Annotated in this window: 12 protein-coding genes and 2 rRNA genes; 9 read left to right on the forward strand and 5 right to left on the reverse strand. The window is 58.1% G+C overall.

Going from position 1 to position 13,630, the window contains the following annotated elements:
* The 3 genes from JFT58_RS10235 to JFT58_RS10245 form a co-directional block, all read left to right on the forward strand.
* Positions 1 to 75, forward strand: a 23S ribosomal RNA gene (locus JFT58_RS10235); the annotation flags it as partial.
* A gap of 151 nt (positions 76 to 226) precedes the next feature.
* Positions 227 to 342, forward strand: a 5S ribosomal RNA gene (gene rrf, locus JFT58_RS10240).
* Positions 343 to 676: 334 nt separating this feature from the next.
* Complete coding sequence (locus JFT58_RS10245; protein ID WP_034128461.1) at positions 677 to 2,050, forward strand: MFS transporter; 1,374 nt, start codon at positions 677 to 679, stop codon at positions 2,048 to 2,050.
* Between the two features lie 60 nt (positions 2,051 to 2,110).
* On the opposite strand, the gene JFT58_RS10250 is transcribed toward JFT58_RS10245, so the two are convergent.
* The 4 genes from JFT58_RS10250 to flgA all read right to left on the reverse strand — a co-directional run bounded on the left by JFT58_RS10250 (position 2,111) and on the right by flgA (position 4,705).
* Entirely contained in the window at positions 2,111 to 2,860 is a 750-nt protein-coding gene (locus JFT58_RS10250; protein ID WP_054897917.1) for a flagellar brake protein, read from the reverse strand.
* Positions 2,861 to 2,956: 96 nt separating this feature from the next.
* Positions 2,957 to 3,427 (reverse strand): flagella synthesis protein FlgN, encoded by a 471-nt coding sequence (locus JFT58_RS10255; RefSeq protein WP_034128459.1) that lies wholly within the window; start codon positions 3,425 to 3,427, stop codon positions 2,957 to 2,959.
* Between the two features lie 48 nt (positions 3,428 to 3,475).
* Positions 3,476 to 3,799, reverse strand: a complete 324-nt coding sequence (gene flgM, locus JFT58_RS10260) for a flagellar biosynthesis anti-sigma factor FlgM (protein ID WP_054897918.1) — start codon at positions 3,797 to 3,799, stop codon at positions 3,476 to 3,478.
* A gap of 141 nt (positions 3,800 to 3,940) precedes the next feature.
* Positions 3,941 to 4,705, reverse strand: coding sequence for a flagellar basal body P-ring formation chaperone FlgA (flgA, locus tag JFT58_RS10265; RefSeq protein WP_054897919.1), 765 nt, complete (start codon positions 4,703 to 4,705; stop codon positions 3,941 to 3,943).
* Between the two features lie 74 nt (positions 4,706 to 4,779).
* Between flgA and JFT58_RS10270 the strand changes: the two genes are divergently transcribed.
* The 6 genes from JFT58_RS10270 to flgE all read left to right on the forward strand — a co-directional run bounded on the left by JFT58_RS10270 (position 4,780) and on the right by flgE (position 9,841).
* A complete protein-coding gene (locus JFT58_RS10270; RefSeq protein ID WP_034128456.1) occupies positions 4,780 to 5,712 on the forward strand; it encodes a chemotaxis protein CheV in 933 nt (310 codons plus the stop codon).
* A 42-nt stretch (positions 5,713 to 5,754) separates the two neighbouring features.
* Entirely contained in the window at positions 5,755 to 6,582 is an 828-nt protein-coding gene (cheR, locus tag JFT58_RS10275; RefSeq protein WP_014719581.1) for a protein-glutamate O-methyltransferase CheR, read from the forward strand.
* A gap of 315 nt (positions 6,583 to 6,897) precedes the next feature.
* Positions 6,898 to 7,305 carry a flagellar basal body rod protein FlgB gene (gene flgB, locus JFT58_RS10280; protein WP_034120825.1) on the forward strand — a complete coding sequence of 136 codons (408 nt, stop codon included), beginning with the start codon at positions 6,898 to 6,900 and terminating at the stop codon, positions 7,303 to 7,305.
* 3 nt (positions 7,306 to 7,308) lie between these two features.
* A complete protein-coding gene (flgC, locus tag JFT58_RS10285; protein ID WP_032895649.1) occupies positions 7,309 to 7,752 on the forward strand; it encodes a flagellar basal body rod protein FlgC in 444 nt (147 codons plus the stop codon).
* Between the two features lie 16 nt (positions 7,753 to 7,768).
* Positions 7,769 to 8,488, forward strand: coding sequence for a flagellar hook assembly protein FlgD (flgD, locus tag JFT58_RS10290; protein WP_034128455.1), 720 nt, complete (start codon positions 7,769 to 7,771; stop codon positions 8,486 to 8,488).
* 30 nt (positions 8,489 to 8,518) lie between these two features.
* The gene (gene flgE / locus JFT58_RS10295; protein ID WP_054897920.1) at positions 8,519 to 9,841 is read left to right on the forward strand and encodes a flagellar hook protein FlgE; all 1,323 of its coding nucleotides are present in this window, start codon (positions 8,519 to 8,521) and stop codon (positions 9,839 to 9,841) included.
* Positions 9,842 to 10,098: 257 nt separating this feature from the next.
* Here flgE and JFT58_RS10300 read toward each other — a convergent pair whose 3' ends face one another.
* A complete protein-coding gene (locus JFT58_RS10300; RefSeq protein ID WP_032895655.1) occupies positions 10,099 to 12,993 on the reverse strand; it encodes a ribonucleoside-diphosphate reductase subunit alpha in 2,895 nt (964 codons plus the stop codon).
* Between the last annotated feature and the right edge of the window lie 637 nt (positions 12,994 to 13,630).

Raw genomic sequence — 13,630 nt, forward strand, 5'->3', positions numbered from 1 at the left:
CGTTGATAGGTTGGGTGTGTAAGCGCTGTGAGGCGTTGAGCTAACCAATACTAATTGCCCGTGAGGCTTGACCATATAACACCCAAGCAATTTGAGTCGAAAGGCCAGATTGCGGTGTGTGAAGACGCAATGAACCGAAAGTTCGACGCTCACAAAACACCACGATCTATCACATACCCAATTTGCTGAAGCGAGGCCAGCTGGCCACGACTCAGTACCCGAATTTCTTGACGACCATAGAGCATTGGAACCACCTGATCCCATCCCGAACTCAGCAGTGAAACGATGCATCGCCGATGGTAGTGTGGGGTTTCCCCATGTGAGAGTAGGTCATCGTCAAGATTAAATTCCAAAACCCCAATTGCGAAAGCAGTTGGGGTTTTGTTTTGGGCGCTCTAAAAGCACGCCAACTTCCAAAGCCTGCATAGCGTTCCATTGAAACCTTTTGTACAGATACCCGAATACCAGTCGAACCTTGCGTGTTATCAAGGTTCACAGGTGGTGCGCCATGTATTTATCTCCACGGTTATGTACCTCGCAGACACCCACGTAGCGTCTGAGCTGTGAAACAAAATAATCGCCGGGAACAGGCCCTGCTGCCTGTCCGGATCCAACCGCCCCGGACTATCATGCTGATAGCCCTACCCCTCACCGCAAGGAGCCGCTCGGAACGCCGATGCGCCAGATCTGGAAATCTTTTCGAGCCCTTTATTTCGCCTCTTTGATGATGCTGATCGGCTCCGGCCTACTTAGTACTTATCTGGCTTTGCGTCTGGCAGCAGACAATGTCGACAGCCTGTGGGTCGGTGCGCTGATGGCCGCCAACTATTTTGGCTTGGTGCTGGGCGGCAAGCTCGGACACCGCCTCATCGCCCGGGTCGGGCATATTCGCGCCTACGCCACCTGCGCGGGCATCGTCGGTGCAGCGGTGCTGGGGCACGGTTTGATTGATTGGCTGCCAGCCTGGATCGTGCTGCGGATGATCGTGGGCCTGGGGATGATGTGCCAGTACATGGTCATCGAGAGTTGGCTCAACGAGCAGGCGGATGCCAAGCAGCGCGGTGTAGTGTTCAGCGGCTACATGATTGCGTCCTACCTTGGGTTGGTGCTGGGCCAACTGATCCTGGTCATGCATCCCCATCTTGGGCTTGAGCTGTTGATGCTCGTGGCGTTGTGCTTTGCGCTGTGCCTGGTCCCGGTGGCAATGACTCGACGCATTCACCCGGCCCCACTGCACCCGGCCCCGATGGAGCCGCGTTTCTTTATCAAGCGTGTGCCGCAGTCGCTCAGCACCGTGTTGGGCGCTGGGTTGATCGTCGGTTCGTTCTACGGCTTGGCACCGCTGTACGCCTCTCAGCAGGGCCTGACGACCGAGCAAGTCGGCCTGTTCATGGGTAGCTGCATTTTTGCTGGATTGGTCGTGCAGTGGCCACTGGGGTGGTTGTCGGACCGCTATGACCGCGCGCTGCTGATTCGCTGCTTCGCCTTGTGCCTGGCGGTGACGGCCTTGCCGTTGGCAATCATGACGCAGGTTCCGCTGGAAGTGTTGTTCGTGGCAGGCTTCTTCTGTTCGCTGGTGCAGTTCTGCCTTTACCCTTTGGCAGTGGCCTTTTCCAACGACCATGTGGAAGGCGATCGTCGGGTATCGCTGACGGCCATGTTGCTGGTGACCTACGGGATCGGCGCCAGCGTAGGGCCGCTGTTGGCCGGTGTGGTAATGAAGCTATTCGGCAGCCAGATGCTCTATGCGTTTTTCAGCCTGTGTGCATTGATCCTGGTGTGGCGCATTCGCCCCAAGGCGGTGACCAACCTGCATCAGGTCGATGACGCGCCGCTGCATCACGTGGCGATGCCCGACAGCATGTCCAGTTCGCCTTTGGTGGCTGCCCTTGACCCGCGGGTGGATGAGCAGGTGGTACAGGATCAGATGCAAGTCACTGTGCCCGAGCCAGAGCCTGCCCCTGAAACCGATGAGCCGACGAGCGAAGAGCCGCACGAGCCACCAGACCCGGACGAACATCCCCATGACTTGAGCAGGGCACGCCCCTGAACGAAAAAACGGGCAGATCCCATCAGGATCTGCCCGTTTTTTTATCTCAGCGTCTAACGCTTAAAGATCGTCGTCTTTATCGAAGCGCCGAGCTTCACGCTGTAATTGGTAGACAAAGCGTTCCACTTGTCGCTGCACCAAGCCACTCATGTTATGAAAGCGCACGCCGGCAAAGGTGGTGTTGATCTTGTCTTCGAAGTGTAGATAGCGCAGTTCCACGGAGGTGGACATGCTGCCGAAGGGCAGGGCGGCGATAAAGCGATCATAGACCTGGCCCAACTGCAGACGCTCAGAGATGTCGCCTTCAAAGCGCAATTTGCAGCCGGTTGCCGAGATATCCAACAGCTTACCGCTGACAGGGGCCTTGAGCTTCTCGCCACCTAACTGAATATCCACCAATTGCGCGAGTTTCAGTGCGGCGCGGAAGGCATTGCGTCGTTGATGGTAAACCACTTCGCCGGGCAGGTTGCCGCTGTAGATGCGGTGGCCGCCTTTCTCGCTGATGGTCAAGGTGCCGTTGCTTTCCCAGGCAACCCGCACGCCCTCATGGAAACCTTCGATACGGAAGGCTTCGCCATTCTCAAGATAGCGTTCACCGTCGCGGGGAATCATTTCGTCCAGTACCAGCGTCTTGCTGTCCCGGTCGATGTCCACCAGGTAGCTCTGGAAGCGCTGGCTACGTTCGTGGAAGGTGATGATCAGCGGGTCATGGCTTTCTTGCAGCATCCGCAACGTGCTGGCGATTTCCAGAGGCGTGGTGAGCACCTTGGGTGGCTGCGGTGCATCTTCCGCATTAAGGGCGTTGAACACGGTTCTTCCATCTCCAGGCAAAATACGACTACACGCAAGAACCGGCATTTTGCCAGTATGTAGCGCGCCTTGGATAGGTCGCGCTGTAAACCGGCGTCAGGCTTGGCTGCGGGTGCTTGGTTTGATCAGGCGTGAGGTGGAGCCTTGGGCGTTATACAGGGCCGGAGGTTCTCCGCCGTGCAGTATGCGCAACTGATTGGCGGTGGTGGCTTGCTGAAGCTGGATCGACTGGCCGTTGAGCAGGTTGGCTTCCTGGCACTGGGCGAGCAAATGATTGAGTTCTTTGCTTTGTGCCAGCAGTTGATCGCCGACTGAGGAGTGGCTGGCCAGTTGTGCCAGGCCATCATGATCGGCGGGCAGGCCCAGGCTGATCAGAATCTCGCTGCGTTTTTTGCCGTGCTGTTCGAGCAAGACAATCAGGGACTGTTTGCGCGCCAGGATTTCTTCCAGCAAGGGCATATCCCGGCCGTACAAGGCCAGTGATTCTTCCTTGAGCAGCTCGAGCAATTGTTGCGTCGGCGCCAGATCATCAATGATCAGTTGGAGCAAATGTTCGTCGTGGTGCATGGCTGGCCTTGGGTTTTAAGCGTCCAAAAGCCCAGCGCAGGCGTTTGCCTAGCGCTCGGCTTCGAAGTTGAGCAGCTTGCTGGCTACACGGTTGCTGTCGACTTTATAGCTGCCATCGGCGATAGCCTGTTTCAACTCGGCCACGCGGGCTTTATTGACGACGGGTTGATCGCGCAGCGAGTCAGTGACCTTCTGCAACTGTTGAGCCTCATTGCTCAGGTGTACCGATTCCCCACTCTGGCTGGCGGCGGCCTGTTCTGCTTTGGCAGGCAAGGGCTGCGGCTTGGCCTCTACGCTGTCCTTGGCACCGGCGGTGCGCGTATTGCCGGGCAAGGCCGGGGTGTTATTCAAACGACTGAAATCAATGACCATGTTGAAAAACCTCTGGGTATTTGGACGCTTGCCATGTTTTCGGCCATACCCAGGCAAACTTTAGGCTCGATTGACAATAAACCTGTACGGCTCAATATCCAGCACACAGTGTAGGAAAAGCTGGCATTTGATTCCAGTCATCTATAGCGCCACCTCGACCTGGCCTGGTGCCGTGACCCGCGCCTTGATCACGCGATTGGAGTTGAGGTTCTTGACGCGGATCTGTTCGCTCATGCCGCCATTTGACAGCGCCTCGCCCGGCATCCTGACGTTCAGGCCGCCGCTGCTGGCGGAAATTACCACCTGGTCACCCTTGCGAATCACCTCGGCCTGTTCCAGATGAACCAGCGTGAGGACTTGGTCGGTGACCACTGGCCGGGTGAGTTTCTGCCCGATGGCCTGGTCCAGCGACGTCAGGTAGCCCTGGTTGATCAAGCTGATATCCCGCTCGCGCAACGCCACGTCGTCGTAGCCGATGATACCCGTGCGCTTCAATGGTCGCGCCACTACCACCACATCGCGATACAGCTTGACCTGAGCTGGTACGAAAACCGTCCAGGGCGAGGCGCCCTCACAGCGTACCTTTACGGTCACACGGCCGATGGGCTGGGCGGGGCTTTCCAGAGTGGCTGTCAATTCCTTGTCGCACATTGGCATGCGCAAGCGAGGGTCCAACTGGTTGACCTGAATTTCATAACGCCCCGGCGTCTGGGTAGTCGCCAGATAATCTTCTACAGTGAACTCAAGAAAGCCTTGGGTGACGCCGATAAGTAGATCAGGCAGGGTGACGTTGTCGGCACGGGCCGTGACGCCCAGGCCCGAGACAAGCAGTGCCATCGCGGCGCAGAGCAGTCTACGGTAGCGTGAGCGGCCAGGGTGTCGGGAAACTGTCGTTTTAATATCCATACTCAGTAAATAGCAAAGCTCGTGCCGTTTAGTGTTGGGTACGCGTCGTACCCCTAGGATTTAGGAGTCTGGGCATGGCAGGTGTAATGGATTCAGTAAACCAGCGCACACAGCTGGTAGGGCAGAATCGCCTGGAGTTGTTGCTTTTCCGCCTGGATGGCAAACAGTTGTATGGCATCAACGTGTTTAAAGTGCGTGAAGTGCTGCAATGTCCCAAGTTGACGATCATGCCCAAGTCCAGTCCAGTGGTGTGCGGCGTGGCCAACATCCGTGGCGCGACCATTCCGATTCTTGACCTGGCCATGGCCACGGGGGCCGCGGGTTTGCAAGACCGCCAGAACCCCTTCGTGATCATCACCGAATACAACACCAAGACCCAGGGTTTCCTGGTGCGCTCGGTGGAGCGCATCGTCAATATGAACTGGGAAGAGATCCATCCGCCGCCCAAGGGCACGGGGCGCGATCACTACCTGACGGCGGTGACGCGGGTCGATAACCAGTTGGTGGAAATCATCGACGTGGAGAAGATCCTCGCCGAAGTGGCCCCCACCTCGGAAACCATTTCCGTCGGGGTGGTGGATGCCGAAACGGCACACAAGGCGGTTTCGCTGCGGGTGTTGACCGTGGACGACTCTTCTGTAGCGCGCAAGCAGGTCACGCGTTGCCTGCAAACGGTCGGGGTTGAGGTGGTAGCCCTCAATGATGGCCGCCAGGCCTTGGATTACCTGCGCAAGCTGGCAGACGAAGGCAAGAGGCCTGAAGAAGAATTCTTGATGATGATCTCTGACATCGAGATGCCGGAAATGGATGGCTACACGCTCACGGCCGAAATACGTAACGATCCACGCATGCAAAAGTTGCATATCATCCTGCATACTTCGTTGTCGGGGGTATTCAATCAGGCAATGGTCAAGAAGGTCGGTGCGGATGACTTTCTGGCCAAGTTCCGTCCTGATGACCTCGCATCCCGGGTAGTCGACCGGATCAAGGCAGCAGATCACGGCTAGGGGATTTCCCCCGGCGGTCACACGATTTAAGAGGCGGCATCATTGTCTACGGGTAATTTGGATTTCGAACAGTTCCGGGTCTTCCTGGAAAAAGCCTGTGGCATATTGCTCGGTGAAAACAAGCAGTACCTGGTATCCAGCCGTCTCAACAAGCTGATGGAACAGCAGGGCATCAAGTCCCTGGGTGAGTTGGTCCAGCGGATCCAGGGGCAGCCGCGCAGTGGGCTCAAGGAAATGGTGGTCGATGCCATGACTACCAACGAAACCTTGTGGTTTCGCGATACCTATCCCTTTGAAGTGCTCAAGAACAAAGTCTTGCCGGAAGCCATCAAGGCCAGCCCGGGCCAGCGCCTGCGTATCTGGTCGGCGGCCTGTTCCTCGGGGCAGGAGCCGTACTCGATCTCGATGTCCATCGACGAGTTCGAGCGGACCAACATGGGCCAGTTGAAAGCCGGCGCGCAAATTGTGGCCACGGACTTGTCCGGCACTATGCTCACCAATTGCAAGACCGGTGAGTACGACAGCCTGGCGTTGGGCCGAGGCTTGTCCCAGGAGCGCCTTCAACGTTACTTCGATCCCAAAGGGGCGGGGCGTTGGGCGATCAAGGCGCCGATCAAGAACCGCGTCGAATTTCGCTCGTTCAACCTGCTCGACAGCTACGCCAGCCTAGGCAAGTTCGACATGGTGTTCTGCCGCAACGTGCTGATCTATTTCTCGGCTGAAGTGAAGAAAGACATTCTGTTGCGCATCCACGGCACCCTCAAGCGCGGAGGTTATCTGTTCCTCGGTGCTTCCGAGGCGCTCAATGGGCTGCCGGATCACTTCCAGATGGTGCAATGCAGCCCAGGGATCATCTACCAGGCCAAGTAGCCTGGGTGTATGCAATAAAACTGTGGGAGCCGGGCTTGCCCGCGATAGCGTTTTGTCAGTCGACGAATAGGTCGGCAGGCACTCCGCCATCGCAGGCAAGCCAGCTCCCACATTTGTTTTCTCGGCAAGCTGGCGTAAAGCGGCAACTGCCCATTGCCGCTTTACTGGCACTACGCGGAAATCGCTTGCCGCTTTTCTGGCATAGTCGCCGGCAACTTCCCTCGAAACCCTTTATATACGGGGCTTTCGCAAGTTTGGCATACACCTTGCTATAACCCTGCTAACGAACAGCAGGTCAGCCTAAAGGTTTCCGCCATGAGCATCAGCTTCGATAAAGCGCTCGGTATCCACGAACAAGCCCTGGGCTTCCGCGCCCAGCGTGCCGAAGTCCTGGCCAACAACATCGCCAACGCCGACACCCCGAACTACAAGGCTCGGGACCTGGACTTCTCCGCCGTGCTCGCCGCACAACAGGACAAGACCAAGAACGGCACCTTCGCCTTGAACATGACCAATAGCCGTCATATCGAAGCGCAAGGCCTGGGCAATGGTGACGAGTCGCTGCTGTATCGCACGCCGATGCAGCCGTCGATCGACCAGAACACCGTTGACGCCCAGCTGGAGCAATCGAACTACGCCGAAAACTCGGTGAACTTCCAGGCCAGCTTCACCCTGCTCAACAGCAAATTCAAAGGGCTGATGTCAGCCCTGCGCGGAGAGTAAGCCATGTCCCTGTCCAGTGTTTTCAATATTGCCGGCAGTGGCATGAGCGCGCAGACCACGCGTTTGAACACCGTCGCCAGTAACATCGCCAACGCCGAGACCGTCTCCTCGAGTATTGACCAGACCTATCGCGCCCGCCATCCGGTATTCGCCACCATGTTCCAGGGTGGCCAGGCAGGCGGCAGCGAGTCGCTGTTCCAGAATCAGGACGCCGCCGGCTCCGGCGTGCAGGTGTTGGGCGTGGTCGAAGACCAGAGCAACCTGGAGGCCCGTTACGAGCCCAACCATCCTGCCGCGAACGAAAAGGGTTACGTCTACTACCCCAACGTCAACGTGGTCGAGGAAATGGCTGACATGATTTCCGCCAGCCGCTCGTTCCAGACCAACGCGGAAATGATGAACACCGCCAAAACCATGATGCAGAAGGTCCTGACCCTGGGTCAGTGATAAGGGGCGCCAAATAATGGCCATCGTTGATACGTCAAACAACACGGCTGTCCAGGACCTGTTCAACTCCAAGGTCAAGGACGCTTCGAACAATGTATCGAATGTTTCCAAAGCTGCCACGGGTAACCAGGCGCTGGGCAAGGACGCATTCCTGCAGTTGCTGGTGACCCAGCTGAAAAATCAGAACCCGCTGTCGCCCCAGGACAACGGCGCGTTCGTGGCCCAGCTTGCCCAGTTCAGCAGCCTGGAAGGCATCAACACCCTGAACGACTCGGTGAACAACATCTCCAGCAACTTCAGCTCTTCTCAAGCGCTGCAGGCTTCGTCGCTGGTGGGGCGGTCGATCATTATCCAGACCGACAAAGCCATGGTGGATACCAGCAAGAGCATGAACGGTTCAGTGGCGGTGCCATCGGCGGTGGGCAACGTGTCCGTCAAGATCACCGACAAGGACGGCAACGTCGTACGTACCGTGGATATGGGCGCGCAGAGTGCCGGCAGCCAGAGCTTTATCTGGGACGGCAAGAACGATAAGGGTGAGGTCGCCCCAGCCGGCACCTACACCTTCAATGCCTCCACCAAGAACGACAAAGGTGACGCGGTGGCCCTGACCACCTCGCTACCAGCCACGGTCACCAGCGTGACCCTGAGCAAGACCGGCGGCGAAATGCTGCTCAACCTTGCAGGCGGCATGGGCAGCGTCAAGCTGTCGCAAATTCAGACTATCGGTACATAGAGCCGGCTAAATACGGCAGAGGAGAGAAACATGTCTTTTAACATCGGCCTTAGCGGCCTCTATGCGGCCAACAAACAACTGGACGTGACCGGCAACAACATCGCCAACGTCGCGACCACTGGCTTCAAGTCATCCCGTGCGGAATTCGCGGATATCTACGCGGCCTCCAAGCTGGGCACCGGCCAGAACAGCATCGGCAACGGTGTGAACCTGGCGGCGGTGTCCCAGCAGTTCACCCAGGGCGACGTCAACGGGAGTGGCGGCATCCTCGACATGGCGATCCAGGGTGGTGGCTTCTTCGTGCAGAAGGGCAGCGACGGTTCGCTGGAATACACCCGTAGCGGTGCTTTCCGTGCGGACAAAGACGGCTATATCACCAACAATACCGGCACCTCGCGCCTGCAAGGCTATGCCGCGGACGAGAATGGCAAAATCACCAAAGGCGGCCTGGTTGACCTGCAGCTGAACCTGGCGAACCTGCCGCCGAAGGCGTCTACCAAGGTGGACTCTTCCAGCAACCTGAACTCCTCGTCGCCGGTGATCGATCAGTCCAAGAACCCGTTTGATCCAACCAAGTCCGAAAGCTTCACCACGCAATACAGCACCACCTTGTACGACTCCCAGGGCAATGCGCACCCGATGGTGCAGTACCTGGTCAAAACCGATGCCAACCAGTGGCAGGCCTACACCTTGATCGATGGCCGCAATCCTGATGGTTCGGCTCCTACCGGTACCGGTACCGGTGCTGACGTGAAGGCGCCTGTGCCGTCGACATTGAGCTTCGATGGTGCTGGTAACCTCAAGAGCATCGTGACCGGCGGTGTTGCCGGTAACACCTTGACCATCAAGGATTGGATACCTGGCACGGTGACCGATGGCGTATGGAAAGCTAACGATGCGACGGCTAACAAGGACGGCATCGCCATCAACATGGGCACCGTCACCCAGTACAACTCGGCCAGCTACCGTAACCCGCCGGTCACAGATGGTTACGCCACCGGCCAGATCACCGGCCTGAAGATCGATGGCAGCGGCGTGCTCTTCGCCACCTTCAGTAACCAGCAGAGCAAGGCCATCGGCCAGATTTCCCTGGCCAGCTTCAACAACGAGCAGGGCCTGCAGCCCGCCGGCGGTACGACCTGGAAAGAGACCTTCGCGTCGGGCCAGCCGGGCTACGACGCCCCGGAATCTGGCACTCTGGGGTCGATCAAGGCCTCCTCCCTGGAGAACTCCAACGTCAACTTGACCAACGAGCTGGTGGACCTGATCAAGGCCCAGAGCAACTACCAGGCGAACGCCAAGACCATCTCCACCCAAAGCACCATCATGCAGACCATCATTCAGATGACCTGATAGGTTAGCGCTTTAAAATGTGGGAGGGGGCTTGCCCCCGATAGCGGTGAATCAGCCAAGTATCCATTGACTGACACCCTATCGGGAGCAAGCCCCCTCCCACATTTGCATCTGCTTCATGCTGTCCATCCAGGTATTGACCGAACAGCAATACCGCAACAAGGGCTTTATGCCCGCCCAAGAAAAAGCCCCCGATACACCCTAGGTGTATCGGGGGCTTTTCTGCCTCGGGTGGTTAAACCCAGGGCAGGTTCAGCTTATTGGCAAGCTTCGCAATCCGGCTCGTCAATCGCGCAGGCCTTTGGCACAGGTGCCGGGCCGGCTGGCGCTGCGAGTACCGAGTCATCACCGTGGTTGCCGCTGGACACTGCGTTCAGCTTGCCGGTGTTGATGGTCGACTTCTCGGTGCTGGTGGCGGCCAGGGCACGGAGGTAGTAAGTGGTTTTCAGGCCACGGTACCACGCCATGCGGTAGGTCACGTCCAGCTTCTTGCCCGAAGCGCCGGCGATGTACAGGTTCAGGGACTGGGCCTGGTCGATCCACTTCTGACGACGGCTGGCGGCGTCAACGATCCACTTGGTGTCCACTTCGAAGGCGGTCGCGTAGAGCTCTTTGAGTTCTTGCGGGATGCGCTCGATCTGCTGCACGGAACCGTCGTAGTACTTCAGGTCGTTGATCATGACCGAGTCCCACAGGCCACGAGCTTTCAGGTCGCGAACCAGGTACGGGTTGATCACGGTGAATTCGCCCGACAGGTTCGATTTCACATACAGGTTCTGGTAGGTCGGTTCGATCGACTGCGACACGCCAGTGATGTTGGCGATGGTGGCGGTCGGTGCGATGGCCATGATGTTGGAGTTACGAATACCTTTCTGCACACGGGCACGTACCGGTGCCCAGTCCAGGGTTTCGTTCAGGTCGACGTCGATGTACTTCTGGCCACGGGCTTCGATCAGGATCTGTTGCGAATCCAGCGGCAGGATGCCCTTGGACCACAGCGAACCCTGGAACGTCTCGTAGGCGCCGCGCTCGTCGGCCAGGTCGCAGGAAGCCTGGATCGCGTAGTAGCTGACCGCTTCCATGGACTTGTCGGCGAACTCGACCGCTGCATCGGAACCGTAAGGGATGTGCTGCAGGTACAACGCGTCCTGGAAGCCCATGATCCCCAGGCCAACCGGACGGTGCTTGAAGTTGGAGTTCTGCGCCTGTGGCACCGAGTAGTAGTTGATGTCGATGACGTTATCGAGCATGCGTACGGCGGTGTTGACGGTACGCTCCAGCTTGGCGGTGTCCAGCTTGCCGTTGACGATGTGGTTCGGCAGGTTGATCGAGCCCAGGTTGCAAACGGCGATCTCGTCCTTGTTGGTGTTCAAGGTGATCTCGGTGCACAGGTTCGAGCTGTGGACCACGCCCACGTGCTGCTGCGGGCTGCGCAGGTTGCATGGGTCCTTGAAGGTCAACCATGGGTGGCCGGTTTCGAACAGCATGGACAGCATTTTGCGCCACAGGTCTTTGGCCTGGATGGTCTTGAACAGCTTGACCTTGCCTGGGTACTCGGTGAGGGCTTCGTAGTACTCGTAGCGCTCTTCGAAGGCCTTGCCGGTCAGGTCGTGCAGGTCCGGCACTTCGGATGGCGAGAACAGGGTCCACTTGCCGTCATCGAAGACGCGCTTCATGAACAGGTCAGGGATCCAGTTGGCGGTGTTCATGTCGTGGGTACGACGACGGTCATCACCGGTGTTCTTGCGCAGCTCGATGAACTCTTCAATGTCCATGTGCCAGGTTTCCAGGTAGGCACATACAGCGCCTTTGCGCTTGCCACCCTGGTTCACGGCAACGGCGGTGTCGTTCACCACTTTCAGGAACGGTACGACGCCCTGGGACTTGCCGTTGGTGCCCTTGATGTACGAGCCCAGTGCACGCACTGGGGTCCAGTCGTTGCCCAGGCCACCGGCGAATTTGGACAACATGGCGTTGTCGTGGATCGCGTGGTAGATGCCCGACAGGTCATCCGGCACGGTGGTCAGGTAGCAGCTCGACAGCTGTGGACGCAGGGTGCCGGCGTTGAACAGGGTCGGGGTCGACGACATGTAGTCGAAGGACGACAGCAGGTTGTAGAACTCGATCGCACGGTCTTCTTTGTTCTTCTCTTCGATCGCCAGGCCCATGGCCACGCGCATGAAGAACACTTGCGGCAGTTCGAAGCGGATGCCGTCCTTGTGGATGAAGTAACGGTCGTACAGGGTTTGCAGGCCCAGGTAGGTGAACTGCTGGTCACGCTCGTGGTTGATCGCCTTGCCGAGTTTTTCCAGGTCGAAAGTGGCCAGGACCGGGTTCAGCAATTCGAATTCGATACCTTTGGCGATGTAGGCCGGCAGGGCCTTGGCGTACAGGTCGGCCATCTCGTGGTGAGTGGCGCTGTCGGCGACTTTCAGGAAGCCCAGGCCTTCGGCACGCAGGGTGTCCATCAGCAGGCGGGCGGTCACGAACGAGTAGTTCGGCTCACGCTCGACCAGGGTACGGGCGGTCATCACCAGCGCGGTGTTGACGTCGGTCAGGGCCACGCCGTCGTACAGGTTCTTCAGGGTTTCGCGCTGGATCAGGTCACCGTCGACTTCTTCCAGGCCTTCGCAGGCCTCGGTGATGATCGTGTTCAGGCGGCCCAGGTCCAGCGGGGCAAAGCTGCCGTCGGCCAGGGTGATGCGGATCGACGGGTGCGCTTGTACGGCGGCTTCTTCGGCCGGGGAACGTACGGCACGCTCCTTGGCGCGCGAGTCACGGTAGATCACGTAGTCGCGGGCCACTTTTTGCTCGCCGGCACGCATCAGGGCCAGTTCTACCTGGTCCTGGATTTCTTCGATGTGGATAGTGCCGCCCGATGGCATGCGACGCTTGAAGGTCGCGGTGACCTGTTCGGTCAGGCGTGCAACGGTGTCGTGGATGCGCGACGAAGCGGCAGCGGTGCCGCCTTCAACTGCAAGAAACGCTTTGGTGATGGCGACGGTGATTTTGTCATCGGTATAAGGAACGACAGTGCCGTTACGCTTGATCACGCGCAGTTGGCCAGGTGCAGTGGCGGACAGATCCAGGTTCGAATCAGCGGCCTGCGGCACGGAGCCCTGCGGGTTCTCGCGAGTTGTGTCGGTTTGCATGAGGGGGGGTCTCCACATTCTATATTTATTTGGGCACCATCACGGTGCCCACCGTTCCGTCCTGAAGCACTTACAGCAGGCCTGGGCCTGGCATAACAACTTCGGGACAGGAGGAAGGGAGCTCATCGCGCCGCTTCCATGCCGAAGTCTTTGGTTCGGGGCCGGGGAGCCCTTAGCCGTATTCCTGGTGGGTAACAGTGGCCCCATTCAAGCCCTGCAACACCCGTACCGTTTTCTGCCAATCGGGCTGGAAAACGGTTGCCATCCGCGTGCGCGGTTTGGGCTTTCAAAAAATGCTTTGGTTCAACCAAGCACGAGCAAGAAAGCGCTTGAGTTTCTTGTCTGATCTGTGTTTGGTCTTTTCGCTGAAAACCCTACATGTAGGGTTTTTTTAGCGCCGAGGTACAAGATAATGCGTTTTCGGGGGCTTAGCAACGCACTACCTGTGGATAACGCTGTGGGTAAAATGTGTATGAATCATGGAACACCCGTGTAGGCCGCATTACTACTGGATTACACCGTTTGTCACCGAATATTCCCGGGTAGAAACTGCCGGCGGGAATTTTGAGGGCGCGAACCCTACCACAAAAAATCGCCATGACCGAATGGATTTCCCGGCTTGTGTTCAAGGGCCGGT

The organism is Pseudomonas sp. MF6767 (genome assembly GCF_016405475.1).
GTDB classification, from domain to species: Bacteria; Pseudomonadota; Gammaproteobacteria; order Pseudomonadales; family Pseudomonadaceae; genus Aquipseudomonas; species Aquipseudomonas paracarnis.